The sequence below is a fragment of the Streptomyces sp. NPDC002476 genome, assembly GCF_042889785.1.
Taxonomy (GTDB): Bacteria; Actinomycetota; Actinomycetes; order Streptomycetales; family Streptomycetaceae; genus Streptomyces.
The window spans coordinates 38,423-65,269 of record NZ_JBIARH010000027.1 but is presented as its reverse complement, the minus strand read 5'-3'; the positions used below and the strand labels follow the sequence as shown (position 1 = coordinate 65,269).

At 71.7% G+C, this 26,847-nt stretch carries 20 protein-coding genes, 4 tRNA genes and 1 other RNA gene; 11 read left to right on the top strand and 14 right to left on the bottom strand.

The genetic code is table 11. The annotated features are described in order from the left end of the window. Positions 1-131 precede the first annotated feature (131 nt). Together ACFYXM_RS26310 and ACFYXM_RS26305 are read left to right on the top strand one after the other, a co-directional pair. Positions 132-1,223 carry a Leu/Phe/Val dehydrogenase gene (locus ACFYXM_RS26310; RefSeq protein WP_389292892.1) on the top strand — a complete coding sequence of 364 codons (1,092 nt, stop codon included), beginning with the start codon at positions 132-134 and terminating at the stop codon, positions 1,221-1,223. Positions 1,224-1,582: 359 nt separating this feature from the next. Further along, the gene (locus ACFYXM_RS26305) at positions 1,583-1,837 is read left to right on the top strand and encodes a DUF3073 domain-containing protein (protein ID WP_073786650.1); all 255 of its coding nucleotides are present in this window, start codon (positions 1,583-1,585) and stop codon (positions 1,835-1,837) included. A gap of 145 nt (positions 1,838-1,982) precedes the next feature. On the opposite strand, the gene purM is transcribed toward ACFYXM_RS26305, so the two are convergent. The 8 genes from purM to purS form a co-directional block, all read right to left on the bottom strand. Then, positions 1,983-3,056: a phosphoribosylformylglycinamidine cyclo-ligase gene (purM, locus tag ACFYXM_RS26300; RefSeq protein WP_389292891.1), complete on the bottom strand. Its 1,074-nt coding sequence runs from the start codon at positions 3,054-3,056 to the stop codon at positions 1,983-1,985. A gap of 59 nt (positions 3,057-3,115) precedes the next feature. Further along, positions 3,116-4,642: an amidophosphoribosyltransferase gene (gene purF / locus ACFYXM_RS26295; protein ID WP_389292889.1), complete on the bottom strand. Its 1,527-nt coding sequence runs from the start codon at positions 4,640-4,642 to the stop codon at positions 3,116-3,118. Positions 4,643-5,201: 559 nt separating this feature from the next. After that, positions 5,202-5,705, bottom strand: coding sequence for an META domain-containing protein (locus ACFYXM_RS26290; RefSeq protein ID WP_389292887.1), 504 nt, complete (start codon positions 5,703-5,705; stop codon positions 5,202-5,204). Between the two features lie 96 nt (positions 5,706-5,801). Further along, positions 5,802-6,602, bottom strand: a complete 801-nt coding sequence (locus ACFYXM_RS26285) for a sterol carrier family protein (protein ID WP_389292885.1) — start codon at positions 6,600-6,602, stop codon at positions 5,802-5,804. A gap of 125 nt (positions 6,603-6,727) precedes the next feature. Then, complete coding sequence (locus tag ACFYXM_RS26280) at positions 6,728-7,366, bottom strand: TetR/AcrR family transcriptional regulator (protein ID WP_389292883.1); 639 nt, start codon at positions 7,364-7,366, stop codon at positions 6,728-6,730. A 181-nt stretch (positions 7,367-7,547) separates the two neighbouring features. Further along, positions 7,548-9,797 carry a phosphoribosylformylglycinamidine synthase subunit PurL gene (purL, locus tag ACFYXM_RS26275; protein WP_389292882.1) on the bottom strand — a complete coding sequence of 750 codons (2,250 nt, stop codon included), beginning with the start codon at positions 9,795-9,797 and terminating at the stop codon, positions 7,548-7,550. Further along, complete coding sequence (gene purQ / locus ACFYXM_RS26270; RefSeq protein WP_389292931.1) at positions 9,794-10,462, bottom strand: phosphoribosylformylglycinamidine synthase subunit PurQ; 669 nt, start codon at positions 10,460-10,462, stop codon at positions 9,794-9,796. Before purQ ends, purL begins: the two co-directional genes overlap by 4 nt. Before the next feature lie 62 nt (positions 10,463-10,524). Then, positions 10,525-10,785, bottom strand: coding sequence for a phosphoribosylformylglycinamidine synthase subunit PurS (gene purS, locus ACFYXM_RS26265; protein WP_037695153.1), 261 nt, complete (start codon positions 10,783-10,785; stop codon positions 10,525-10,527). 431 nt (positions 10,786-11,216) lie between these two features. Here purS and ACFYXM_RS26260 point away from each other — a divergent pair, with 431 nt between their 5' ends. From ACFYXM_RS26260 to ACFYXM_RS26225, 8 genes are all read left to right on the top strand, one after another. Next, the gene (locus tag ACFYXM_RS26260) at positions 11,217-11,552 is read left to right on the top strand and encodes an Lsr2 family protein (RefSeq protein WP_389292881.1); all 336 of its coding nucleotides are present in this window, start codon (positions 11,217-11,219) and stop codon (positions 11,550-11,552) included. A 267-nt stretch (positions 11,553-11,819) separates the two neighbouring features. Continuing rightward, a tRNA-Gly gene (locus ACFYXM_RS26255) sits at positions 11,820-11,891 on the top strand. 97 nt (positions 11,892-11,988) lie between these two features. Further along, positions 11,989-12,061, top strand: a tRNA-Gly gene (locus tag ACFYXM_RS26250). Positions 12,062-12,434: 373 nt separating this feature from the next. Then, entirely contained in the window at positions 12,435-13,418 is a 984-nt protein-coding gene (locus tag ACFYXM_RS26245; RefSeq protein ID WP_389292930.1) for an ABC transporter ATP-binding protein, read from the top strand. Next, positions 13,415-14,290: an ABC transporter permease gene (locus ACFYXM_RS26240; RefSeq protein WP_389292879.1), complete on the top strand. Its 876-nt coding sequence runs from the start codon at positions 13,415-13,417 to the stop codon at positions 14,288-14,290. Before ACFYXM_RS26245 ends, ACFYXM_RS26240 begins: the two co-directional genes overlap by 4 nt. Positions 14,291-14,329: 39 nt before the next feature. Continuing rightward, on the top strand, positions 14,330-15,721 hold the full coding sequence (locus ACFYXM_RS26235) for a sensor histidine kinase (RefSeq protein WP_389292929.1): 1,392 nt from the start codon (positions 14,330-14,332) through the stop codon (positions 15,719-15,721). Beyond that, positions 15,718-16,329, top strand: coding sequence for a response regulator (locus ACFYXM_RS26230; protein ID WP_389292877.1), 612 nt, complete (start codon positions 15,718-15,720; stop codon positions 16,327-16,329). The genes ACFYXM_RS26235 and ACFYXM_RS26230 overlap by 4 nt, the downstream gene beginning before the upstream one ends. Positions 16,330-16,351: 22 nt before the next feature. Beyond that, positions 16,352-16,424: transfer RNA gene (locus ACFYXM_RS26225), tRNA-Gly, on the top strand. 132 nt (positions 16,425-16,556) lie between these two features. On the opposite strand, the gene ACFYXM_RS26220 is transcribed toward ACFYXM_RS26225, so the two are convergent. From ACFYXM_RS26220 to ffs, 6 genes are all read right to left on the bottom strand, one after another. After that, positions 16,557-17,471, bottom strand: coding sequence for a phosphoribosylaminoimidazolesuccinocarboxamide synthase (locus tag ACFYXM_RS26220; protein ID WP_389292876.1), 915 nt, complete (start codon positions 17,469-17,471; stop codon positions 16,557-16,559). Between the two features lie 167 nt (positions 17,472-17,638). Continuing rightward, complete coding sequence (locus tag ACFYXM_RS26215) at positions 17,639-19,099, bottom strand: N,N-dimethylformamidase beta subunit family domain-containing protein (protein WP_389292874.1); 1,461 nt, start codon at positions 19,097-19,099, stop codon at positions 17,639-17,641. A 616-nt stretch (positions 19,100-19,715) separates the two neighbouring features. Continuing rightward, positions 19,716-21,611: a hypothetical protein gene (locus ACFYXM_RS26210; protein WP_389292872.1), complete on the bottom strand. Its 1,896-nt coding sequence runs from the start codon at positions 21,609-21,611 to the stop codon at positions 19,716-19,718. Between the two features lie 653 nt (positions 21,612-22,264). Beyond that, positions 22,265-23,515 (bottom strand): phosphoribosylamine--glycine ligase, encoded by a 1,251-nt coding sequence (purD, locus tag ACFYXM_RS26205; protein ID WP_389292871.1) that lies wholly within the window; start codon positions 23,513-23,515, stop codon positions 22,265-22,267. A gap of 247 nt (positions 23,516-23,762) precedes the next feature. Continuing rightward, a complete protein-coding gene (locus ACFYXM_RS26200; RefSeq protein ID WP_389292870.1) occupies positions 23,763-25,982 on the bottom strand; it encodes a DNA polymerase III subunit gamma and tau in 2,220 nt (739 codons plus the stop codon). A gap of 109 nt (positions 25,983-26,091) precedes the next feature. After that, positions 26,092-26,188: signal recognition particle sRNA small type (gene ffs, locus ACFYXM_RS26195), an RNA gene on the bottom strand. A 287-nt stretch (positions 26,189-26,475) separates the two neighbouring features. Between ffs and ACFYXM_RS26190 the strand changes: the two genes are divergently transcribed. Further along, a tRNA-Ser gene (locus tag ACFYXM_RS26190) sits at positions 26,476-26,563 on the top strand. The last annotated feature ends 284 nt before the right edge of the window (positions 26,564-26,847 follow it).

Below are 26,847 nucleotides of genomic sequence, written 5' to 3'. Positions count from 1 at the left end.
CGGCACCGGGCCTGATCTACCTACGCGTAGGACTTACGCTCTTGCCCAGTCGGACCCGCCTGCCGGCCGGTCCACGGCCCTCCCCACCTTCAGGAGGGTCCTCCGCCGCTTCGTACTTGGGAGTCACCACAGTGACCGATGTGACCGGCGCGCCTGTCGATGTGCTGCACACCCTGTTCCACTCGGACCAGGGGGGCCACGAGCAAGTCGTGCTCTGCCAGGACCGTGCCAGCGGCCTCAAGGCCGTGATCGCCATCCACTCCACCGCCCTGGGCCCGGCCCTCGGCGGTACCCGCTTCTATCCGTACGCCTCCGAGGAGGAGGCCGTCGCGGACGCGCTGAACCTGTCGCGCGGTATGTCCTACAAGAACGCCATGGCCGGTCTCGACCACGGCGGCGGCAAGGCCGTGATCATCGGCGATCCCGAACGGATCAAGTCCGAGGAACTGCTGCTGGCCTACGGCCGGTTCGTGGCCTCGCTCGGCGGCCGGTACGTGACCGCCTGCGACGTCGGCACCTACGTCTCCGACATGGACGTCGTCGCCCGCGAGTGCCGCTGGACCACCGGCCGCTCCCCCGAGAACGGCGGTGCCGGCGACTCCTCGGTGCTCACCGCGTTCGGTGTTTTCCAGGGCATGCGGGCCTCCGCGCAGCATCTCTGGGGCGACCCGACGCTCCGTGGCCGAAAAGTAGCGGTCGCCGGAGTCGGCAAGGTCGGTCACCACCTGGTCGAGCACCTGCTGTCGGACGGTGCCGAGGTCGTGATCACGGACGTGCGCGAGGAATCGGTGCGCCGCATCACCGACAAGCACCCCGAGGTGGCCGTCGCCGCGGACACCGAGGCGCTGATCCGCACCGAGGGTCTGGACATCTACGCCCCGTGCGCGCTCGGCGGCGCGCTGAACGACGACTCCGTGCCCGTGCTCACCGCCAAGGTGGTGTGCGGCGCGGCCAACAACCAGCTCGCGCACCCCGGCGTGGAGAAGGACCTCGCGGACCGGTCGATCCTGTACGCACCCGACTACGTGGTGAACGCGGGCGGTGTGATCCAGGTCGCGGACGAGCTGCACGGCTTCGACTTCGATCGGTGCAAGGCCAAGGCGTCGAAGATCTTCGACACCACGCTCGCCATATTCGCACGTGCGAAGGCGGACGGCATTCCGCCGGCCGCCGCGGCCGACCGGATCGCCGAGCAGCGGATGGCCGAGGCGCGCCGCGCCTGACGACCGGGAACGGCGTGGGGCGGCGGAGCCGACACGGGGTGACGGGGCGGCACGCGGCGTGACGAGGGCATGACCCGGCGTCCCGCGGCCTGCGATCCGTCGGCCGGCGTGAGACTTCTCTCGCCGGTCGGCGGGTCGCATGCCAGGAAGAGGTTAAAATCGCAGTTGACCAGCGAGGACAGGGCTTCTCGCAGGTCCTCTTCCGGGGCGCCCGATGCGGGCGGCGTACCGTATGGCCACGGAAGCAGGTACCGTTAAAGCCCTACGGGCACGGTCTCTCGGATGAGAGTCCGTCCTGAAACATGAACGCGTGTCAAGACTCTGGGGCCGTCGAGCCCCGTCACCGAGGGGGTCGAGCCATGGGGCGCGGCCGGGCAAAGGCCAAGCAGACAAAGGTCGCCCGCCAGCTGAAGTACAGCACCGGCGGGACTGACCTGTCGCGTCTGGCCAATGAGCTGGGCGCATCGTCTTCAAGTCAGCCACCGAACGCAGAGCCGTTCGAGGACGAGGAAGACGACCCGTACGCGCGGTACGCGGATCTGTACAACACCGACGACGAGGACGAGGACGAGGACGACAAGTCCGGTCCTGCGTCAAAGCGCCGCGGCGCTTGACCTCGCGCTGACACATCAACCCGGTCCGGGCCTCCCGGACCGGGTTCTGTGCTACCCCGGCTCGACGGCTGCGGGGGCCCAGTGGCCATGAGTGCGACGGCCGACCGGGTGACCAGGTCGCCCCGGTCACCGGCCCGCTCCCGCACTACGCTGCGTAGTCACCCACCAGCTCCGCACCGGAGGCGTGCTCACCGCGTTCGACGATCTCGCCCGCGATCCAGGAGTCGACCCCGCGGTCGGCCAGTGTGGTCAGGGCCACGTCGACGGATTCGGCGGGGACGACGGCGATCATGCCGACGCCCATGTTCAGCGTCTTCTCCAGCTCCAGCCGCTCGACCCGGCCGAGGGTGCCGACCAGATCGAAGACCGCACCGGGCGTCCAGGTGGAGCGGTCCACCCGGGCGTGCAGGTGGCCGGGGACGACCCGGGCCAGGTTGTTGGCCAGGCCGCCGCCGGTGACATGGCTGAAGCCGTGCACCTCGGTCGTGCGGGTGAGGGCCAGGCAGTCCAGCGAGTAGATCCGGGTGGGCTCCAGGAGCTCCTCGCCGAGGCTGCGGCCGAACTCCTCGACCTCGCGGTCCAGCGCCCAGCCGGCCCGGTCGAAGAACACGTGCCGGACGAGCGAGTACCCGTTGGAGTGAAGACCGGACGACGCCATGGCGATCACCACGTCACCCTTGCGGATGCGATCCGGGCCGAGCAGGCGGTCGGCCTCGACCACGCCCGTACCGGCGCCCGCGACGTCGAAGTCGTCCGGGCCCAGCAGTCCGGGGTGCTCGGCGGTCTCGCCGCCGACCAGGGTGCAGCCCGCGAGGACACAGCCCTCGGCGATGCCCTTCACGATCGCCGCGACCCGCTCGGGGTACACCTTGCCGACGCAGATGTAGTCGGTCATGAAGAGCGGCTCGGCCCCGCAGACGACCAGGTCGTCGACGACCATGCCGACGAGGTCGCGGCCGATGGTGTCGTAGACGCCCATCTTGCGGGCGAGGTCGACCTTGGTGCCGACGCCGTCCGTGGCGGAGGCGAGCAGCGGACGCTCGTAGCGCTTGAGGGCGGAGGCGTCGAAGAGGCCGGCGAATCCGCCGAGGCCGCCGAGGCCCTCGACCTCGGGACGGCGGGTCTTCTTCACCCACTCCTTCATCAGCTCGACGGCGCGGTCGCCGGCCTCGATGTCGACGCCCGCTGCCGCGTAGGAAGCACCTGTTGTCTCAGACATGGCCTGGGATCTTTCGTGTGGAGATACGGGGCTGGTGGGCCAGGGGGTACGACCGGCCGTCACGGACGACGCAGGGCGTCGGACGCGGCGGTCGCCGCAGGGCCTGCCGCCAGCTCGGTCTCCAGCAGTTGCTTGCCGAGCAGCTCCGGGTCCGGCAGCTCCATCGGGTACTCGCCGTCGAAGCAGGCGCGGCACAGGTTCGGCTTGGCGATCGTCGTCGCCTCCACCATCGCGTCGAGGGAGATGTACGCGAGCGAGTCGGCGCCCATCGACGCGCCGATCTCCTCGACCGTCATCCCGTTGGCGATCAGCTCGGCGCGGGTCGCGAAGTCGATGCCGAAGAAGCAGGGCCACTTGACCGGCGGGGACGAGATCCGGATGTGGATCTCGGCTGCGCCCGCCTCGCGGAGCATCCGGACCAGGGCGCGCTGGGTGTTGCCGCGGACGATCGAGTCGTCGACGACGACGAGGCGCTTGCCCTTGATGACTTCCTTGAGCGGATTCAGCTTGAGGCGGATGCCCAGCTGACGGATGGTCTGCGACGGCTGGATGAACGTCCGGCCGACGTAGGCGTTCTTCACAAGACCGGCGCCGAAGGGGATGCCGCTGGCCTCCGCGTAGCCGATGGCGGCGGGGGTGCCGGACTCCGGGGTCGCTATGACCAGATCGGCCTCGACCGGGGCCTCGGCGGCCAGCTTGCGGCCCATCTCCACGCGGGAGAGGTAGACGTTGCGCCCGGCGATGTCGGTGTCGGGGCGGGCGAGGTAGACGTACTCGAAGACGCAGCCCTTGGGCTTCGCTTCCGCGAAACGCGAGGTGCGCAGTCCGTTCTCGTCGATGGCGACGAGTTCGCCCGGCTCGATCTCGCGGACGAAGCTGGCGCCGCAGATGTCGAGGGCGGCGGTCTCGGAGGCCACCACCCAGCCGCGCTCCAGGCGGCCGAGGACCAGCGGGCGGATGCCTTGCGGGTCACGGGCGGCGTAGAGGGTGTGCTCGTCCATGAAGACGAGCGAGAACGCGCCCTTGACGTCCGGGAGCACCTTCGCGGCGGCCTGCTCGATGGTGAGCGGCTTGCCGTCGTCGTCGGTCTGGCCGGCGAGCAGCGCGGTCACCAGGTCGGTGTCGTTGGTCGCGGCGACCTGGGTGGCGCGGCCGTCCTTGCGGGGAAGGCCCGCGACCATCTCGGCGAGCTGGGCCGTGTTGACCAGGTTGCCGTTGTGTCCCAGGGCGATCGAGCCGTGCGCGGTGGCACGGAACGTCGGCTGCGCGTTCTCCCAGACCGAGGCTCCGGTCGTGGAGTAGCGGGCATGGCCGACGGCGATATGGCCCTGGAGGGATCCCAGGGATGTTTCGTCGAAGACCTGCGAGACCAGTCCCATGTCCTTGAAGACCAGGATCTGGGACCCGTTGCTCACTGCGATGCCCGCGGACTCCTGTCCACGGTGCTGCAGGGCATACAGTCCGAAATAGGTGAGCTTGGCGACCTCTTCGCCGGGAGCCCAGACACCGAAGACGCCGCATGCGTCCTGGGGGCCCTTCTCTCCGGGGAGCAGGTCGTGGCTGAGTCGTCCATCACCACGAGGCACGCCACCGAGTGTAGGCGAGGTCGACCACTGGTCCGAATTCGGGATACCGCGGCGGGCCACCGTGGAAACGCTTCCGGGCGTGGCCCGAAGCCCCTGCCGACCGATTACGCGGAGTGAACTCCCGGCCTCGTGAGGGGCGCGCGGGACGGGGTACGGATCGGCCACGGGGCGGCGGCAGCGCGGATCAGCGCGGCGATAGCGGCGATTTCCGGCCACCCGGGCCGGGCGTGCGCCGGAACAGGATGGTGGCGCTCGGTGAACGGGCCGACGGTCCGGCGCGGAATCCGGCCGAACGCGCGTTTCGTGGCGAGGCTCACACCACCAGGCGGTCGGACCTGTCGGATCCCGGCGCGTCCGGGACCGCTTCGCGGCCGTCGGCCCGCGCGGCGGCCGGTTTCGGGACGGGGTGTTCCGGGGCGGGGTGCTCCGGGGCGGGTGCATCCTGCGCCGACGGGTTTCGGGGCGGGTGCTTTCCGCGCCGAGGGGCCTCGGGTCCGGGCGCTCACCGCACCGGACGGTTCCGGGGCCGGCGCCCCCCCGGTCCGCCGGGTCGCGTGGATCACTCGCCGGGTTCCCGGGCCGTGGCACCGAGCGACGCGTCGTTCTCCGAGGCGAGGGTCAGGGTGCGCTCGTCGACCCGGTACGTCGTCCGCCCGTCCAGGATCGCCAGCAGTGCCTGTTCCGGCTTCGCCCGAGGAGCGGGGCACGACATCCTGGTCGTCTCGATGGCGTCGAACGTGATCGTGGAACCGGACACGGTGGCGCCGCCGCGGAACCGGTTGCAGCCGAGACTCCCCGTGGCGCCGCCCTTGGTGTCGATCGTGAAGTGGGCGCCGACCGGGACCTCGGCCCGTTTCCCCCCGACCGTCACCGAGTCCACGTTCCAGCGCACGCCCGTGACGGGCGGGCCGGTCCGTGCCGCACCGCCGCCCGTGCCGTCGCTGCCCTCGCCCGCCGCCCCGGGGCCGTCACGGTCGTCGGAGGGACTGCCCGTCTCCGTGCCGCAGGCGGCCAGGACGGCGAGGAGGACCAGGGTCACCGAGGCTGTACGTCGAGTACGCATGGCCCTGTGACGGGCGGGGCAGCGGGCCGGTTCCCGGCGAGGAGCGGACCCCGCGCGCCGGCGCGCGCGGGCCCGTCGCCCCGGTGAACGGGCTCCTCACCTCATCAGGGGCAGGAGGGCGGAGAGGTCGGCCCGCTCGCCGCTCGCGGCCACCCGCGCCTCGTCGAGGGCGTGCGCCCATTCCGTACGGCCGGTGGCGAGCCTGATCCAGGTGAGCGGATCGGTCTCGACGACGTTGGGCGGCGTACCGCGGGTGTGCTTGGGCCCCTGCACGCACTGGACCACGGCGAAGGGCGGGACACGCACCTCGACCGAGCCGCCCGGCGCCTTCTCCGCGAGGGCGTCGGCGAGCAGCCGCGTGCAGGCGGCGAGCGCCTGCCGGTCGTACGGGATGTCGAGGCCGGTCGCCGCGTTCAGGTCGTCGGTGTGCACGACGAGCTCGACGGCACGGGTGACGAGGAAATCCGTCAGCCGCATCGCCCCTGCCGGTGTGGGCAGCAGCCGTTCGTCGCCCGTGCGTGGCACTCGTTCCTCGAACCGCCGGGCGGCCTCGCCGAACAGGGCGTCCAGGTCGGGATGCTCGGCCGCGAGCGCCCTGGTACCGGCGGCGATCCGCTCGGCGTGATCGCCCGTGGTGAGCGGCCAGGCGAGGAGCGTCGGTGCGGGTTTCGGGGCGGCGGGTCCGGACCGCTCCGGCTCCCGGGCGGCCTGCGAGAACGCCAGGACCACATGGGCGGCGAGTTCGCGCACGGTCCAGTCGCCGAGCCGGGTCGGCAGCGCGAGCTGCTCGGGCGTCAGGGTACGGACGGCTTCCCGGACATGGCCGTACTGCGCCAGGACCGCGTCGCGGGTCCGGGCCGGGTCGTAGCGGCGGGCGCGTTTCTGGGACGGCGGCATGTCCGGGAGCCTACGGCCCTCGACCGGCGTACGAGGGACCACGGCCCGCGGGCCCGGGCGCCGACGGCGGAGGGACGGCAGGTGACGACGGGCCGGGCGGGGCGACCGACCGGAGCGGGGCCGTCTCAGCGGCGGGTCGCGAAGGCGCCCAGACCGTGCGCGAGCAGGTCGAAGCCCCGCTCCGCCAGCGCGACGGCATCCGCGGCGATCGCGTCCGCCCCTTCGCCCGCCAGCAGCCGCAGTTGGTTCGCGTGGATGAGGGAGTTGCGCGTGCCGATCAGCTGGGCCGCCGCGATCCGGGCGATGGGCGGCTCCTCCCCCTCCTCGGTCAGGACGTGGGCGAGCAGTTCGTGGGAGCGCAGGGAGAGCGCGTGCGCGCGGATCAGAAGGGCCGGCGTCTCCTGGATCAGCCGCCCCATGGCGAGCACCATCGGCACGTCGCTCATGCCGACCGAGGGATCGCGGCGCTCGATGGCGGCCAGGAACTGCGCGCGCACGGCGGACAGGGCGGATTCGCCGGGGGCCCGGTCCCGCACCACCCCCGCGACGTCGCCGGTGTGTTCCGCCATCGGCGCGAGGACCAGGTCCTCCTTGCCCGCGAAGTAGTTGAAGACCGTCATCTTCGACACCTCGGCCGCCTCGGCGATCTCGGCGACCGACACCTTGTCGAAGCCGCGCTCGGCGAAGAGCTCGGTGGCCGCGGCCAGCAGACGGTGGCGCGTCTGAAGCTTCTTGCGTTCCCGCAGGCTCATCCCCTCGGTCATGCCGTCACTGTACCAGGATAAATGTTAAACCGAGAGTAATTATTGCCCAGGTAAATCTCTGCATTGCCCGCACTGTCCGCACCCGCGCGTACGGGACTCGTCCGCACCCGCGTACGGACCAGGGCTGCGGCCCCGCCCCCGGTGGCGGGGCGGGGCCGCAGCCCTCGGAAACGGACCGCCGTCAGGCGAGCAGACCCGGAATGGTCTCCTCGTGCGCGGTGCGCAGCTCGCTCAGCGGGATGCCGAACTCGCCCTGGACCTCGATCTCGTCGCCGTCCACGACACCGATCCGGGCGACGGGCAGACCGCGCGCCCCGCACATGTCGTTGAAGCGGAGCTCCTCGCTGCGCGGCACGGAGACGATCGCGCGCCCCGCCGACTCGGAGAAGAGGAACGTGAACGCGTCCAGACCGTCCGGCACGACCAGTCGGGCGCCGTTCCCGCCGCGCAGGCAGGACTCCGTGACCGCCTGGATCAGACCGCCGTCGGAGAGGTCGTGCGCAGCGTCGATCATGCCGTCGCGGGAGGCCGAGATCAGGATCTCGGCGAGCAGCTTCTCGCGCTCCAGGTCGACCTGGGGCGGCAGGCCGCCCAGGTGGCCGTGGACGACCTCGGACCACGCCGAGCCGCCGAACTCCTCGCGCGTCTCGCCCAGCAGGTAGAGGAGCTGGCCCTCCTGCGCGAACGCGACCGGCGTGCGCCGGGAGACGTCGTCGATCACACCGAGCACCGCGACGACCGGCGTCGGGTGGATCGCCGTCTCGCCGGTCTGGTTGTACAGCGACACGTTGCCGCCGGTGACCGGCGTGCCCAGCGCCAGGCAGCCGTCCGCGAGACCGCGGGTGGCCTCGGCGAACTGCCACATGACACCCGGGTCCTCGGGCGAGCCGAAGTTCAGGCAGTCCGAGACGGCGAGCGGCTTGGCACCGGTGGCGGCGACGTTGCGGTACGCCTCCGCCAGCGCGAGCTGCGCGCCGGCGTACGGGTCGAGCTTGGCGTACCGGCCGTTGCCGTCGGTCGCCATGGCCACGCCCAGGTTCGACTTCTCGTCGATCCGGACGATGCCGGCGTCCTCGGGCATCGCGAGCACGGTGTTGCCCTGCACGAACCGGTCGTACTGGTCGGTGATCCAGGACTTCGACGCCTGGTTCGGGTGCGCGACCAGCTTGAGGACCTGCTCGCGCAGCTGGGCGCCGTCCGCCGGACGGGCCAGCTCGCCCGCGTCGTCCGCCTGGAGCGCGTCCTGCCAGGACGGGCGGGCGTACGGGCGGTGGTACGTCGGGCCCTCGTGGGCCACCGAACGCGGCGGCACGTCCACGATCTGCTCGCCGTGCCAGAAGATCTCCAGGCGCTCGCCCTCGGTCACCTCACCGATGACGGTGGCGATGACGTCCCACTTCTCGCAGATCTCCAGGAAGCGGTCGACGTGCTGCGGCTCGACGATCGCGCACATGCGCTCCTGCGACTCGCTCATGAGGATCTCCTCGGGCGAGAGCGAGGAGTCGCGCAGCGGCACGGTGTCCAGCTCGACGCGCATGCCGCCGGAACCGGCGGAGGCCAGCTCGGACGTGGCGCAGGAGAGACCGGCGCCGCCGAGGTCCTGGATGCCCGCGACGAGCTTCTCCTGGAAGACCTCCAGGGTGCACTCGATGAGGAGCTTCTCCTGGAACGGGTCGCCGACCTGGACGGCGGGGCGCTTGGCGGGCTTCGTGTCGTCGAAGGTCTCGGAGGCCAGCACCGAGACGCCGCCGATGCCGTCGCCACCGGTGCGGGCGCCGTAGAGGATCACCTTGTTGCCGGGGCCGGACGCCTTGGCCAGGTGGATGTCCTCGTGCTTCATCACGCCGATGCAGCCGGCGTTGACCAGCGGGTTGCCCTGGTAGCAGGCGTCGAAGACGACCTCGCCGCCGATGTTCGGCAGGCCGAGGCAGTTGCCGTAGCCGCCGATGCCCGCGACGACGCCCGGCAGGACGCGCCTGGTGTCGGGGTGGTCCGCGGCGCCGAAGCGCAGCGGGTCGACGACCGCGATGGGGCGGGCACCCATGGCGAGGATGTCGCGGACGATGCCGCCGACGCCGGTCGCCGCGCCCTGGTAGGGCTCGATGTACGAGGGGTGGTTGTGCGACTCGACCTTGAAGGTGACCGCGTAGCCCTGGCCGACGTCGACCACGCCGGCGTTCTCGCCGATGCCGACGAGCATCGCGTCGTTGGCGGGGGCCTTCTCGCCGAACTGCTTGAGGTGGACCTTGCTGCTCTTGTACGAGCAGTGCTCGGACCACATCACGGAGTACATGGCGAGCTCGGCGCCGGTGGGACGGCGGCCCAGGATCTCGCGGATCCGGGCGTACTCGTCCTCCTTGAGGCCGAGCTCCTTCCAGGGCTGCTCGACGTCCGGGGTCCCGGCCGCGTGCTTGACCGTATCCAGGCTCATGCGTTGACCAGCTTCTTGATGATCGAGGTGAAGAAACCGAGACCGTCGGTGCGGCCGGTTCCGATCAGCGGCTCGACGGCGTGCTCCGGGTGCGGCATCAGGCCGACGACGTTGCCCTCGGCGTTGGTGATGCCCGCGATGTCGCGCAGCGAGCCGTTCGGGTTCATGTCCAGGTAGCGGAAGGCGACCCGGCCCTCCGCCTCCAGCTCGTCGAGCACGCGCTCGTCGGCGACGTACCGACCGTCCATGTTCTTGAGCGGTACGGAGATCTCCTGGCCCGCCTCGTAGTCCGAGGTCCAGGCGGTCTCCGCGTTCTCGACGCGGAGCTTCTGGTCGCGGCAGATGAAATGCAGGTGGTTGTTCCGCAGCATCGCGCCGGGCAGCAGGTGCGCCTCGGTCAGGATCTGGAAACCGTTGCAGATGCCGAGCACCGGCATCCCCGCACGGGCCTGCTCGATGATCGTCTCCATGACGGGCGAGAAGCGCGAGATCGCACCGGCCCGCAGATAGTCGCCGTAGGAGAAACCTCCGGCCAGGATGACCGCGTCGACCTGGTGCAGGTCCTTGTCGCGGTGCCACAGCGACACGGGTTCGGCGCCCGCGACGCGTACGGCCCTCAGGCTGTCCTGGTCGTCGAGCGTGCCGGGAAAGGTGACGACTCCGATTCGGGTGTTACTGCGGCCCGAAGGGCCTCCCTCACGGGTGGTGGTGGGAGACGGGCGGGAGGTCACTTGGACTCCTCGGCCTTCTCCACCTTCACGGTGAAGTCCTCGATGACGGTGTTGGCGAGGAAAGTCTCGGCCATCTCATGAATGCGACCGAGGGCGGCGTCGTCGACCGGCCCCTCGACCTCCAGCTCGAAACGCTTTCCCTGACGTACGTCCGCGATTCCCTCGAAGCCGAGACGGGGCAGTGCGCGCTGCACCGCCTGTCCCTGCGGGTCGAGGATCTCGGGCTTGAGCATGACGTCGACTACGACGCGTGCCACTGGCACTCCCGTGTGGTGTGGTGCGACTGGTTCTCCGGGGGGCTCCCCTGACCCCCGCAGCTTCCCTCAGCGTACCCGGCCCGAAATTCTACGCGAGTAGATGCCTGAGCGCCCGATCACGACGGGATATCGGTCACGACAACACCCGAGGAAAAATCTGCGAAAAGATTCCTCACCGAAGACACACATAGAAGTGTGACACGCGGAGAGAATTAGCCCGACTTCACAATGCGACGCCGACCGCTGTACAAATGATTACCGAGGAATGCAGCATTGCCTCCCGAACAGTCGACACCGGTCGGCCGAACGGTCGATACCGGCGATACCGGTCGACGCGTATCCGTCCGAAGGGCTCACATCCGCCCGAAGGCCGGAAGGCCGACATCGGCGCACGCCAGACGCGCCGACGCCGTAGGAAAGGACCGATATCCGTGGCTCAGCGCGTAGTGGTCACGCTCTTCGACGACATCGACGGGGGCGCAGCGACGGAAACGGTCACCTTCGCCCTGGACGGGAAGTCGTACGAGATCGACCTCAATGCTTCCAACGCAAAGAAACTGCGCAAGGCCCTGGCGCCGTACGTCTCGGCGGGCCGGAAGCAGGCAAATGTCGGCAAGCGCGGCAGGAAGCCCGTGCCGTACCGGCACACCTCGCTCGAACCCGACCCGGCGGCCGTCCGCGCCTGGGCCCGCTCGCACCAGATGGAGGTGCCGGCCCGCGGCCGGATCCCCAAGAAGGTCTACGAGGCGTTCCGCGCGGCCGGTTGAGAAGCCCGGGCCGTCGGTCGAGGCGTCCGGACGACCGGCCGGCCGGGAAGCCGGGGCCCGCGGCGGCTCGGGCGCACGGCCCGGTCGGGCGTCGGGGCCCGACGGACCGATGGCCGCCGGATCCGCCCCGTGCGACCGTCGGCACGACCCCGCGGGACCGTCCCGACGAGCCCTCGCGGCCGCCGACTTGCGCTGCACCCCCGCAGGTCGGCTAAAGTCTGGAGCACGCCGAAGGGCAAGGCCGAAAAGCCAAACCCCAAGCAGCGTGCGGGTGTAGTTCAGTAGTAGAACATCCCCCTTCCAGGGGGAAGGCGCAGTGTGCAATTCCTGTCACCCGCTCTGCACCACTCTTACCGGCCATTGCAGTGGATCAGGTAGAGTAGTGCTCGCACCGCCCGGAAGTACTTCCCGCAAGGAGTATGATGGCGGAAGCAATGCGGACGTGGCTCAGTTGGTAGAGCATCACCTTGCCAAGGTGAGGGTCGCGAGTTCGAATCTCGTCGTCCGCTCTTGATGGGAATGAAGGCCCCGGTCGATTTCGACCGGGGCCTTCTTCGTGATCTCTTTCAAGAAGCACCCGGTTCCGGTTCGGGCGTCCGATCCCGGCACCGCCATGACGTTTGTCATGACCAGTGATGACAGCTCGCACTGCTCACGGCGATGGACCCGCGGAAGCCTGTAGGCATGAAGCCTGTAGGTACGAGGAGGGACCGCAAGGCCGACGCCCGCACGGGTGTCGGCGACCACGCGGGCGGCTCCGGAACAGACATCATCGCGACGGACAGCGCCGTGGCGGACAGCGCCGTGGCGGACGTCACAGGCCGCCCGGTCGCCGGGACCGCGACCGGTGGTGCGAGCGGTGCCGCGACCTGTGTCGGCGCGATGTCCGCGGCCGGTGCCGCGGCGCCCGACTCCGTGATCGAGGCGAGCGGGGTGCGGCGGCGCTACGCCGACGACTTCGAGGCCGTCGCCGGCGTCTCCTTCTCGGTCGGGCGCGGCGAGCTCTTCGCCCTGCTCGGCACGAACGGCGCCGGCAAGACGTCCACCGTCGAACTCCTGGAGGGGCTGGCGGCTCCAGACGGCGGCACCGTGCGCGTGCTCGGCCACGACCCGTACCGCGAGCGCGCCGCCGTCCGGCCGCGGGTCGGGGTGATGCTCCAGGAGGGCGGCTTCCCGTCCGAGCTGACCGTCACCGAGACCCTGCGGATGTGGGCGGGCTGCACGAGCGGCGCCCGGCCGACCGGTGAGGCGCTGGGCCTCGTCGGGCTCGCCCACCGGGCGCGCGTACGGGTCAAGCAACTCTCCGGCGGCGAGCGGCGCCGTCTGGACCTCGCGCTGGCACTGCTCGGCCGGCCCGAGGTGCTGTTCCTGGACGAGCCGACCACGGGACTCGACGCCGAGGGGCGGCGCGAGACCTGGGAGTTGATACGGGAACTGCGCGACGGCGGCACCACCGTCCTGCTCACCACGCACTATCTGGAGGAGGCGGAGAGCCTCGCCGACCGGCTGGCGATCATGCACCGGGGCCGGATCGTGACGGCCGGCACGCCCGCCGAGGTGACGGCCTCCCGCCCCGCCCGCATCCGTTTCGAACTGCCCGAGGACGTGCCGGCGGCCCGGCTCCCGCTGTCGCTGCGGGCGGCGGCCGACGGGCACAGGATCGAGATCCGCACCCACGCCTTGCAGGACTCGCTCACCGAACTGCTGCTCTGGGCGCGGGAGTCGGACATTCTGCTGCACGGGCTCGACGCCCGGTCGGCCTCGCTCGAAGAGGCGTTCCTCGACATCGCGCACAGCGTGTCGGCCTCCGGTGCGGAGGACCCCTGGACGTCGGCCCCCGAGACACGGAAGGCGGCTGCCGCATGACCGGCGCGACGACGGACGAACGACGTACGACAGCACCCGGGCGCCGCGCACCGGCTGCCGGGCGCCATTCGCCGACGGCCGAAGAGCGCACCCCGGCGGCCGGGCGGCGCACGACGACGGCGGGGCGGCTGCGGGCACTCGGGCACGCCGAGCTCGTCCTGCTGGCCCGGAACCGGACGGCGGTCTTCGTCGCACTGCTGGTGCCCCTGGCGATGGTCCTGGCGATGAAGACGACGCTGGACCAGATCGACCTGGACGGGACCGGCCTGACCGTCACCGGGCTGGCGCTCACCGGCGGCATCGGCATGGTGCTGATGCAGGTGGTGTACATGAACCTGGTCTCCGCGTACGTCGCACGGCGCGAGGACCTGGTCCTGAAGCGGCTGCGCACGGGCGAGGTCGCCGACTGGGAGATCCTCGCCGGGACGGCGCTGCCGTCGGTCGCGCTGGCTCTGGCGCAGACCGTGCTGGTGGTGCTGGCCGGTGGCGTGGCCTTCGATGCCGGAGCGCCACAGCGGCCGGACCTGTTCCTCGCGGGCCTGCTGTCGGGGTCGGTACTGCTGGCCGCCCTGGCCGCCGTCACCACCGTCGCGACCCGCACGGTGCAGACCTCGCAGATCACCACCCTGCCGCTGTTCCTCGTCTCGATGATCGGCTCGGGGCTCTTCGTACCGCTGGAGGTCCTGCCGGACCGGGTGGCGTCCGTGTGCGAGCTGCTGCCGATGACCGGCGTGATGACCCTCGTGCGGGCGGGCTGGCTGGGCGGGTCCGACGGGTCCGACCTGCTCACGGCCGGGCTCACCGCACTGGCCTGGACCGTTTTCGCCGTGTTTGCTGTGCAGCGGTGGTTCCGTTGGGAGCCCCGACGCTGACCGAGGATTCACCGGCGGAGGACGGTCGTGGGGACGGGTATGTGGGACTGGCGACGCAGCTGGCGGGAACGCAGCAAACTGGAACGGATCGACCTGTATTCGCGGGTGACCATCTCGGCGATGCCCTGGCTCTTCATCCTGACGTGGGGTGCCCTGCCCCTCGGCGCGGATCTCCGCCGCACGCCGCTGCCGATTGCCGTCGGTGCCGTTTTCCTGCTGGTGAGTCTCGTGCAGTGCCTGCTGAGCAACCGGAACGTCCGGCCCTCGTACCTGCACTATCTCGGGACCGCCCCCTTCCCCCGGCGCCGGCAGACGGTATCTCTGGCGCTGATGCTGCTGGGTCTGGGCATTCTGGCGACGCTGGTCGCTCTGGACGGACTCGGGACGGGCGGGCTGGTCATGCTGGTCGGGAACACCTCGATACCGTTCGTGATCACGCAGGTCCTGCTGGTCCCGGTCCGCACCTTCCTGCTCCAGTTGCTCGCCCTCGCCGCGCTGAACGTCGGCGTGTTCGCCGCGGTGGGGGTGCGGGGCGGCACGCTGGCCGGGGTGGCTCCGGCGACGCTCTTCGGGGCGCTGCTGGTCCTGATCTCCGTACGCCCCAGCGTCTGGAGCCTGAGCGTGATGTGGCAGGCCGAGGAGGCCCGGGACCTGCAGGCGCGGCTGGCTGTCGCCGAGGAGCGGCTGCGGTTCGGCCGGGACATGCACGACGTCCTGGGCCGGAACCTCGCCGTGATCGCGCTGAAGAGCGAGTTGGCGGTGGAACTGGCGCAGCGCGGCAAGCCGGCGGCCGTGGACCAGATGGTCGAGGTGATGCGCATCGCGCGCAGCTCCCAGCAGGAGGTGCGGGATGTCGTGCGCGGATACCGGGAGGCCGATCTGGTCACGGAACTGGCCGGCGCCCAGGGGGTGTTGAGAGCCGCCGGGATCGAGTGCGAGGTCGCGGGGGACGCGGGCGCCGAACTGCCCGCGCCCGTACGGTCGGCGCTGGGCTGGGTCGTACGGGAGGCGGCGACCAATGTGCTGCGGCACGGTGACCCTCGGCACTGCGCCATCCGGCTGCGGACGGCGGCGGACGCCGCGGTGCTGGAGGTGGAGAACGACGGGGCGCCCTCCTCGGCCGACACGGCGGGCGGCTCCACCGACGGGGCGGGCGGCTCCGGGCTGGCCGGGCTGCGGGAACGGCTCCGGGAACTCGACGGGTCGCTGGACGCGGGCCCGACGGGGAGCGGGGTGTTCCGGCTGATGGCGCGGATCCCGCTTCCGTCGCGCACCGCCACTCCTGCCTCTCCCTCCGCCCTTGCCTCTCCCACCGACTCTCTTCCCTCTCCCACCGACTCTCCGGCTTCGTCCCCCCTTCCGCCTTCCCGGGACCCGGGCACGGGCGTGGGCATGAGCGCGGCACCGGACCTTGTGAAGGAACGACGATGACGGCCGTACGGGTGCTGCTCGCGGACGACGAGCATCTGATCCGGGGCGCCCTGGCCGCGCTGCTCGCCCTGGAGGACGACCTCGTGGTGGTCGCGGAGGCGGCCACCGGTCCGGAGGCGCTGGCCATGGCGCGGGCCCATCGCCCCGACGTGGCGGTCCTCGATCTTCAGATGCCGGGCGCCGACGGTGTGAGTGTCGCCACATCCCTGCGGGCCGAACTGCCCGGCTGCCGCACGATGATCGTGACGAGTCACGGGCGGCCGGGGCACCTGAAACGAGCGCTCACGGCGGGCGTCCGGGCCTTCGTGCCGAAGACCGTCAGCGCCCGGCAGCTGGCCGGCATCATCCGCACCGTACATGCCGGAAACCGTTACGTGGACCCGGAGTTGGCGGCCGACGCCATCTCCGCTGGGGACTCGCCGCTCAGTGCGCGCGAGACCGAGGTGCTGGAGCTGGCGGCCGACGGAGCCCCGGTCGCGGAGATCGCCGAACGGGCCTCGCTGTCCCAGGGGACGGTACGGAACTACCTCTCGGCGGCCGTCTCGAAGCTCGGCGCGGAAAACCGTCATGCGGCCGTGCGTCTCGCACGCGAGCGGGGATGGGTATAGTGGTGCTCGCGCTTCGGCGCTTGCGGACGTAGCTCAGTTGGTAGAGCGCAACCTTGCCAAGGTTGAGGTCGCCAGTTCGAACCTGGTCGTCCGCTCGGTTGAACAAGAAGCCCCGGCCGGGAGGCCGGGGCTTCTTGGCGTTCGGGTGCGGGTTTCCGCCCGGCGTCCGGTGCGGGGTCCCGGTGCGCCGGTGCGGGTACCCGGCCGGTGACCGGGTACCCGGCTGCTCACTTCCAGGGCATGCCGGTGAGGAGTTCGTACGCCTCCAGGTACTTCGCCCGGGTCGCGTCCACGATCTCCTGGGGCAGCGCCGGGGGCGGCTGCTCGCTCCTGCGGTCCCAGCCGGAGGCCGGCGAGGTCAGCCAGTCACGGACGAACTGCTTGTCGTAACTGGGCTGGGGCCTGCCCGGCTGCCAGTCGGCGGCGGGCCAGAAGCGGGAGGAGTCCGGAGTCAGCACCTCGTCCGCGATGATCAGTTCCTCGCCGCCGTCGGCGGCGGGCGCGAAGCCGAACTCGAACTTCGTGTCGGCGAGGATGATGCCGCGCTCACGCGCGATGTCGCGGGCCCTGCCGTACACGTCCAGCGTGGCGCGGCGCAGCTGGGCGGCGGTCTCCGCGCCGGCCTGCCGGGCCACCTCCTCGTAGCTCACGTTCTCGTCGTGGTCGCCGACGGCCGCCTTGGTGGCGGGCGTGAAGATCGGCGCGGGGAGTTCGGAACCGTCGACGAGGCCCTCGGGGAGGGCGAGGCCGCAGACCGTACGGGACTCGTTGTACTCGACGAGACCGGAGCCGGTGAGGTAGCCGCGGGCGACGCACTCGACCGGGACCATCCGCAGCGACTTGCAGATCAGCGTGCGGCCCTCCCAGTCGGCGGGGGCCCCGGCGGGCAGCTCGGTGGACAGCACGTGGTTGGGGACGAGGTCGGCGAGCTGGTCGAACCACCAGAGGGAGAGCCGGGTGAGGACGCGGCCCTTGTCCGGGATCTCGGTGGGCAGGACCCAGTCGTACGCGGAGAGGCGGTCGCTGGCGACCATGACGAGGTCGCCCGCCTCGTTCCGGTACAGGTCGCGCACCTTGCCGGTGTGGAGGTGGGTGAGCCCCGGGACCTGCACGGGCTCGGGCTTTTCTACGAATCCGGACACGCTGCCTCCGCGTAGGTTGATCCAGGAGTCGTTCCGATTCTCCCGTATCGGGAGCGGTGGGGTGGAGCGGGGGCATGCGGGGCAGGTGGGGTAGGTGGGACACCCCTGTCCGTCCAGTCCCGTTCGCCGAGTCCCGTCCGTCCAGTCCCCTTCGCTCGATCGTTCGCTCAGTCCCGTTTGCAGATCCGGTCCAGGAGATTGGCCGTGGCGCGCTGGATACGGGGATCCACGTGACCGGGGCGGTCCAGTGCCGGGGACCAGGCGAACGTGCCGGAGGCGAAGACGAGCGCGCCGGACGGGGCCCGGTACAGGGAGGTCTCCTGGTACCGGGTGACCCCTTCGCCGTCCTGGTACGGGGAGTGGGCGAGCAGGATGCGGTTGTCGTGGTCGGGGAGCGCGGTGCGCGGGAAGTAGCGGTCGGCCTCGCCCGCGACCAGACCGTCGACCTCGTCCCCCTCCCGGGCGCCCGTCGCCTCCCACAGCCAGTGCTCGGCGTTCCGTACGACGAGGGGGTGCGGGTCGGGCACCCGGCCCGCGTACTGGATGCCGAGCAGATGCTGCTCGGGCCGGTCGATCTCGCGCCAGAGCGCGGGTCTTCCCGGCCCCTGACGCTTGCGGCAGGTGAGCAGCCGGTCCGGGACGCCGGACGGGGACGGGGAGAGGCAGACCTGCCAGTACATGGTGTTGGCGGAGAGGAAGACGAGCGAGGTCCCGCCGTCGCGGGCGTCCTCGGCGGTACGGCGCATGGGCACCGACCAGTACTCGTCGTGGCCGGGGAAGACCAGCCCCCGGTAACGGCTCGGGTCGACCCGGCCCGCGTGCAGGTCGCGGGTGTCGGCGTACGCGAGGTCGTAGCCGTACCGCTCGGCCCAGCGGATGAAGTCGTAGGCGTGACCGACGTGGAGCGGCAGGCCCGCACCCGCGTAGGGACGGTCGAAGGAGACGGTGACGGCGGCGTCCTCCTCACCCAGGAGACGACCCTGCTCGTCCCACGCGTGGTACAGGCTGGCGCCGGTGCGGCCGTCCTCCGGATAGAGGTTGTACGCCTGCCAGGTGATGTCCGGGAGGACCAGCAGCAGATCGGCGGGACGGTCGTCGCGGATCGTGAACGGGATGTGGGAACGGTGTCCGTCGGCCGTGGTGAGCACGGCGACGTACGCGCCGATCGACCAGTACGTGGGGATCTGCAGCCGCCACGACTGCCACCAGTGGTGGCAGGAGACCGTGCGGTCGGCGATGAGCGGCGCGGGCTGGACGATGCCGGAGAGCCGGGGGCTCGTGGTGATCTTGGCGGCGCCGTCGCCGCCGTAGTGGCCGATGCGGTAGACGTCCACGGAGAACTGCTGGGGTGGGTCCACGGTGATGTGGAAGTCGATCGCCTCGCCGGGGGCGGCGGCGCCCGTGGAGACGAAGCCCTTGATCTGGCGGTGCACGTCGTCGGCCGTGCGCGTGCCGCCGTCGGAGGAGCGGGCCAGGGTGGGGTCCGCGTACCAGGGGACCATGTGCCCGGTGTCGTCGAAGTAGTTCTCACCCCCGCGCAGCCAGGGCAGGGGCCCCTGACCGAAAGGATCGGAGACGGCGTGCGCCAGGGCACCCGACTCCCATCGACGAATCTGCTCCGCCCCCATACCGCTTCCCTCCCTCGGTCCCCCGCGACAACAGTGGGACTTTCGATGGCCGGCCGTCGCCGTACCGTCCGGCGGCCGCTGCCGACGCCTCCGCCGCTGGGCGCCGTCCGACGGGCGCCGACCGTCGGCCCGCGACCGTCGGCCCGCGACCGTCAGCCCGCGTGCCGTCCGCCGTTTGCCGTCCGCCGTCCGCCGTCCGCCGTCCGCCGAATGATCGTCAACCTTGATCGCTTTCGGCCGTGCGTCATCGACGCACCAACAGTGACGCGCCGACTGTCAGCGTCGATCCACAGCACATCACATAACGCATGCACTCCGTCACCGTTCGTCGCGAATTGACGTGAACGGAACGTTCCCTTCCGAATATCGAGCCATCGACACGCCCGGACACGATGCCTCCGATACCGCTGATGTCTCTGTGCCGGGTGGTGATGCGGTGAAACCGCCCAGCACAGAGGCCCGTGGATACGGGCGGGGCCCCGGTGCACGGTCCTCCCGAAGCCGCGGGTCCACCGGACTCGGGTAGCCAGAGGGCCACTCGACGTTCAAAAGTTCGGACGGCTCGGCTTCGGCAACGCATCGGCTCGGGGAGGAGTCGGCTCGGGGACGAGTCCGCTCAGACGAGACGGACAGGCTTGTCGATCCGCACGCCGACCGAGGCGAGCCAGGAACGCAGTGGTCCCGCATCCCCGTCCTCGACCAGGCTGAGGACCGGCCCGCCCAGATCCGCCCGGCGCTCGCCGTCGACCAGCAGGGCCGGGCCGTCGAGCCAGTCGAGGCCCGGGGTGGCGCCTGCCGTGTCGACGGCCGCGCAGCAGACCATCGCCGCGACGTGGTCGGCGAGCAGCTCCGTACCCGTCCGGTGCGGCAGGAGCGGGAAGATCGGGAGGGGTACGGGCCCCCAGAAACCCAGGACGTCCCCGCCCACGTCGAGGCCGCCGTGGGTGCTCTGCGCCGTCGGCGCGCCCTCGGGCGAAGTGCCGCGGCGGGCGGCTGCCGCCTCACGGGCCACCGCGGCACCGATGCCCGCCGCGAGCTCCTCCCCGTCGTCGCCCCGGCCCGCCAGATACTCGACGACACGAGCCAGCGTGGGCACCCCCGCGTCGGCGGGGAACGCGGCCCGGTCGGGAGCGGAACCGGGGACGTGGACCGCGACCGGGGCGCACCCGGGGACGGAGACGTTCTCGGGCTCGCGGGCGGGCGCGGACGCCGGACGCGTCGAGTCGAGGGCGTCGAGTACGCGGTGCAGACGGGCCGCTTCGATGCGCCACTTCCGGTCGACCACCTCTTCCGGGTACTGCTGCCAGTCGACCGGCGACCAGCCGGGGCCGGATTCCGCCGGGCCGCCGTGGAACAGCCGGGCCGCCAGCAGGGACGTGGCCTCGTCGGCCGCACCCGGCTCCTCCAGGAGGTCGCAGGCGGGGCGCTCACCGAGCCGTGAGGCGAAGTCGTCGGCGAGCCGGTCGCGCCGGGACAGCTCGGTGAGGGCGGACACCACCCCGGCGTCCAGCCCGGAGGGCCAGCGGCCCATCTCCCACGCCGGCAGCGCGACCCGCGTGAGCAACCGGTCCCAGCCCGCGTACGCGAGGCCGACCTGCTCCTGGGCGACGATCCGCAGGCCGTAGTCCACACCGTGTGCACGGACGGACGCGGCGGCGGCGACGCCCCGTTCCATCTCCGCGGCGTGGCCGCGGCAGCTGCGCAGCAGCAGCCGGGCGATCCAGCCGACGAAGACCCGGGGCGCCCTCCGCACCGCGGACAGCGGTCCGGGCACCGGTACGGCGGCGTCCGCGACCACCCCGTCGAGCCCTCTGACGAACCTGCGCGCCGCCGCTATGTCGGGGTGCGCCGAGGGGCCCGTGCCCGCGACGACCGGGGCGAGCACCGCCCGTAGTTCCGCGATCCTCATCCACCACAGGAACGGCGAGCCGATGACCAGCACGGGGGCCGTCCGGGCCCGGCGGGCCCGGGACGCGGGGCGGTCACGGCCGTCGTCGGACCGCGTCCCGGAATGCCCCCTCCGGGTCGTGGACTGCCCCTTCCCGGGCGCGGGACGCCCCTCCCGATCCGCGTCGAGGCGGGACGGCGGCTGTGCCGAGGGGTGGGTGCGGTCCTCCAGCCAGCTGTCGCAGTCGGGGGTGAGCGCTATCGCCGAGGGCGCGGGAACCCCCAGCCGGTCGGCGAGTTCCCTGACCAGGCGGTAGAGGTCGGGGGCGGCCTCCTCGGCGAGCGGCACGGTCGGGCTGACCGCCGGCCTCGCCCGTACGACCGCGACGGCGACCGCCGCGGCGACCAGCAGCACGACGACCGCGCAGGCGGTGACGGTCCAGCGCGCCACATCCCATCCGCTGCCGACGGCATGGCCCTGCGCGCCCGCGACGAGCAGCACGACGGCCACGGCGGCCGGAAGGATGGCTGCCGCGGTGGCTCTGTTGCGGATACGCAGCAGAGCGAGAGCCCGGGCCCGCGCACTCTGCGCACCCGGCTCCTCACTTGCGCCGATACCGGACACGGCCGGTCGTCACCCCCTCTGCCCCCGCAGCGGTGTTGGTCACTCCCCCACTGTGGCACCCGTCACTGACATCGCAATGTCAGTGGGCCAAGTGCCGGAACGCCTGCGCCGCACCCTAGTTGGGGTGTCGTCGGGCGTCAGCCTTATGGCTCAGCCGTCACTCGATGGAATGGCTTTGGGCAAAGGTGCTGGCGGACTGCCAGCTTTGGCAGTGATGCGCCAGTGGCCGAAAAGAGAGGGCCGCGACGCGGTCGGACCGGAGCGGCGGTCGGAGACGCCGGAACGGGACGACGGTCGGGAATGAGGGGAACGGAGACGAGGGGAACGAGGGGAACGAGGGAAACAGGGACGGGAGGCCGGAGCCGAAGGGGAGAGGGCGGGGCCGAAGGAGGAGAGAACACGGGCGGAGGCCGAGGGGCCGAGACCGGGGATCGGATGCGGGTGAGCCGGTGCGCCGATACGGGCACCGACGTACGGGCTCCGGCGCACGGGGCGCCGACGCGCAGGCGGCGACCGTACCGGCCGCGCACCGGCGACCCGTGCGCGGTCCCCGGTGGCCGTCCGAACCCCTGGTGACCGTGCCGGGCCTCCGGTGACCTGCCCGGACCCCGGCACAGCCGCCTCGGGCCTCCGTCGGCCCCGGGCGCCCCGGCTCAGGCCTCTGCGGCCTCCCGGGCAATGTCCGTACGGAACTGCGCGCCGTCGAGCCGGATCCGGGCCACCGCCGCGTAAGCGCGCTCACGGGCGGCCGCGAGGTCCTTGCCGGTCGCCGTCACGGACAGCACCCGGCCACCCGCGCTGACGATCGCGTCGCCGTCCCGCCGGGTACCGGCGTGCAGGACGTACGCGTCCGGGGCGTCCTGCGCCGCCACGTCGTCGAGCCCTTCGATCGGGTCCCCCGTGCGCGGCGTGCCCGGGTAGTTGTGCGAAGCGATGACGACGGTGACGGCGGCGTCGTCGCGCCAGTTGAGCGGCGGCAGTTCGTCGAGGGTGCCATCGGCGGCGGCCAGCAGCACGGCGGCCAGCGGAGTCTTCAGGCGGGCCAGGACCACCTGGGTCTCGGGGTCGCCGAACCGGGCGTTGAACTCGATCACGCGCACGCCGCGCGAGGTAATCGCGAGGCCCGCGTACAGCAGTCCGGAGAACGGGGTGCCACGGCGGCGAAGCTCGTCGACGGTCGGCTGGAGCACCGAGTCCACGACCTCGTCGACCAGCTTGGGGTCGGCCCAGGGGAGCGGGGAGTACGCGCCCATGCCTCCGGTGTTCGGACCCTCGTCGCCGTCCAGGGCGCGCTTGAAGTCCTGCGCGGGACGGAGCGGCAGCACGGTGGTGCCGTCCGTGATCGCGAACAGGCTGACCTCGGGGCCGTCGAGGAACTCCTCGATGACGACGCGGCCACAGGCCACGGCGTGGGCGCGGGCCGCCTCGATGTCCTCGGTGACGACGACACCCTTGCCGGCGGCGAGACCGTCGTCCTTGACGACGTACGGAGCGCCGAAGGCGTCGAGGGCTGCGTCGATCTCGGCGGGGTTGGTGCAGACGTAGCTGCGGGCCGTCGGCACGCCCGCCGAGGCCATCACGTCCTTGGCGAACGCCTTGGAGCCCTCCAGCCGGGCCGCCTCGCCGGAGGGGCCGAAGCAGGGGATGCCCGCGGCACGCACGGCGTCGGCGACACCGGCGACGAGCGGTGCCTCCGGGCCGACGACCACCAGATCGGCGCCCAGGTCGGTGGCGAGACGCGCGACGGCGTCACCGTCGAGGATGTCGACCGGGTGGAGTTCGGCCACCTCCGCGATACCGGCGTTGCCGGGAGCGCAGTACAGAGCGGTGACGTCGGAGTCGAGGGAGAGAGAGCGGCACAGGGCGTGTTCGCGGGCGCCGCCGCCGATGACGAGGACCTTCACGGAATGCAGCCTAGCCGCCGGGGCACGGCGGCCTTGACGGGCGCCGCTCCGTGGACACACCGGGGGACGCGGCGCGAAGCGGGCCGCCCGCGCACTCCCCTGCTCGCCCGCGCGAACTTCCTCTGCGCGCTCGTGGGCTGTCCGTGCGCTCACCCGTGAACTGTCCGGGCGCTCGCTCGCGAGTTGTCCGTGTACTCGCTCGCGAGCTTCTCCGGTTCGTCTCCTACGAGCTTCTCCGGTTCGTCTCCTACTCGTTCGTGAACTCCTCCAGAACCGTGGCGCCCAGCTCACGGACGATCAACTCGTGCCCGGAAAGCGCCGAGTCGACCAGGTCGGGATCGTCGGCCTCGGGGGTGTCGTCCTCGGGAGCGACCGACTGCGGCGGCTCGGGCGCGGCGGAGGTCTGCTGCGAGGAGTAGGACGCCGGAGCGGGTGCCGCCGCCGGGGGCGCGCTCGGCTGCGGGGCCGGGGCGGAGGCGGGAGCGGGCCGGGACTCGTACTGCTGCTGGGGCGGGGGCGGTGAGGCGGGGCGCTGGGACGCGGGCGGTGCGGCGTAGGACCGGCCGCCGCCGGACTGCGGCGGTGCGCCCGCGCCGCCCGAGGGGTCGACGATCGCCTCGATCTTCCACTGCGCGTTGAACCGCTCGGCGAGGGCCTGCTTCAGCACGTCCTCGCTGCCGCTGCTCGCGAAGTTGTCGCGTGCGCCCGCGTTCAGGAAGCCGAGTTGCAAAGTGGCGCCGTCGAAGCCTGTGACCTGGGCGTTCTGGCTGAGCAGGATCCAGGTGAACCGGCGGCGGTTCTTCACCGCTTCCAGGATGTCCGGCCACATGTTCCGCACCTGGCCCGCGCCCTGCGCCATTCCCGGGCTCGGCTCGGCGGCGGGGGCGGCCGGGGCGGGCGCGACCGGGTCGGGCGCGGCCTGCGGCGTCTGCGACCGGCCAGGGGCCGCGGCGGTCGGCCAGCCGCCAGGACGGCGGCCGGATTCCGGCGCGGCGGCGGTGGGCCAGGCCCCGGGACGCTGACCACCCGCAGGCGCCCCGGCCCCGGTCGGCGGGGCGGCGGGAGGCTGCTGCGGGGCGGCGGGCTGCACGGGCGCCGGAGGCGTCTCGGCGGGTACGGACGGCACCACGGGCGCGGCAGCGGGCACGGGTGCAGCGGGCGGGTGCGCTTCCCCCCGTACGGCGGCACGGGCAGCGGCGGGACCGCCGCCCGGCTGGACGGCCGGCGCGACGGGAGCGGGGGCATGGGCCAGGGCTTCCGGTCCCGGCACGTACCCCATGGCGGGCCCCGGCCCGGCGGTCGCGAAGGACGCGCCGCGCTCCAGCCGGTCCAGGCGGGCCTGCAGCGAACGCTCGTCGTCGAAGGCGGCGGGCAGCAGCACCCGGGCACAGATCAGCTCGACCTGGAGGCGCGGCGAGGTCGCCCCCCGCATCTCCGTCAGCCCCTCGTTGACCAGGTCGGCGGCGCGGCTCAGCTCGGCCGCGCCGAAGACGGACGCCTGGGCCTGCATCCGCTCGACGACATCGGCGGGCGCGTCGATCAGCCCTTTCTCCCCCGCGTCCGGCACGGCGGCGAGGATCACCAGGTCGCGCAGCCGCTCCAGGAGGTCGGCGACGAAGCGGCGCGGATCGTTGCCGCCCTCGATCACCCGGTCCACGGCCTCGAACGCCGCGGCCCCGTCGCCCGCCGCGAAGGCGTCCACGATGGAGTCGAGCAGCGAGCCGTCCGTGTAACCGAGCAGCGACGTCGCCATGGCGTACGTCACACCGTCCTCGGCCGCACCGGCCAGCAACTGGTCCATCACCGACATCGAGTCACGCACCGACCCGGCCCCGGCCCGCACGACGAGCGGCAGCACGCCGTCCTCGACGGGGATGTCCTCCCTGCCGCAGACCTCCGCGAGGTAGTCGCGCAGGGTGCCCGGCGGAACCAGCCGGAACGGGTAGTGGTGCGTACGCGACCGGATGGTGCCGATGACCTTTTCGGGCTCGGTGGTCGCGAAGATGAACTTGAGGTGCTCCGGCGGCTCCTCGACCACCTTCAGCAGGGCGTTGAACCCCGCCGAGGTGACCATGTGCGCCTCGTCGATGATGTAGATCTTGTAACGACTCGACGCGGGCCCGAAGAACGCCTTCTCCCGCAGATCACGGGCGTCGTCCACGCCACCGTGCGACGCGGCGTCGATCTCGATCACGTCGATCGACCCCGGCCCGTTGCGCGCGAGGTCCCGGCAGGACCGGCACTCCCCGCACGGCGTGGGCGTCGGCCCCTGCTCGCAGTTCAGACAGCGGGCCAGGATGCGCGCACTGGTCGTCTTCCCGCAGCCGCGCGGACCGCTGAACAGGTACGCGTGATTGACCCGGTTGTTCCGCAGGGCCTGCTGCAGCGGGTCGGTGACATGCTCCTGCCCGATGACCTCGGCGAACGACTCGGGGCGATAGCGGCGGTACAGCGCAAGGGACGACACACATACGAGGTTATCCGGGCGCACCGACAACCGGCCCCGCCCCGGCATCCCGCACCCTCACGAGGCCCTCACGAGGCCCCAGAGGGTCGGCGCCGGCCTCCGGGGGAAACGCAAGGGCCCCCCACGCACCCGCCAGAGCCGACCTACCCTTGCTGCCTTCCGGCCCTGGGGGAGTTCAGTCAGATAGCGCCACGTGAGGGGCTGACGCCCACTTTAGCCGATCCCCACCCCTCCCGGTCCACCTCCCCACCCGCTCCCCTGTTCCGCCTCCCCCGCGCGTTCCGCTGTTCCGTCTCCCTCGCCCATTCCCCGTTCCGCTCACCCTCGCCCGTCCCACTCACCCTCGCCCCCGGTCCGCTTCGGTCCGCTCCGGTCCTCCCCGGGCCGTTCGAAGCCTTTTCGGTCCGCTCCGAACGGCCCCGAACGGCCCCGAGCGGGTCTCGAGGAGGAAGGGGTTCGCGAGCACTCCTCAACGTCTTGTATTGTTTGCGGCGGAGGATTCGCCTAGTGGCCTAGGGCGCACGCTTGGAAAGCGTGTTGGGGGCAACCCCTCACGAGTTCGAATCTCGTATCCTCCGCCATTGCTCTCACCGGGCAATACGTCGAAGGGCCCCGCCGTTTCGGTAGGGCCCTTCTTCGCGTCCTCGGGCCCCGTTGCCCTGGTTTTTGTCCACAGGCCCGGGTTCGGAATGCCGAGGCACGTGAGCGCGGTCGCGCCGGTGTGGTGGGCGTCGTGGAGCGACGACAAGCCTGCCGAGGCCCAGATCGGCGGAGTCTCCCGCCGCATTGTCGGCTTCTTCACCATCGACTGGTCCTCGGCGGACTCCCCGCTTCGACTTCGTGCAGTTCGTCTTCCGTGACCAGG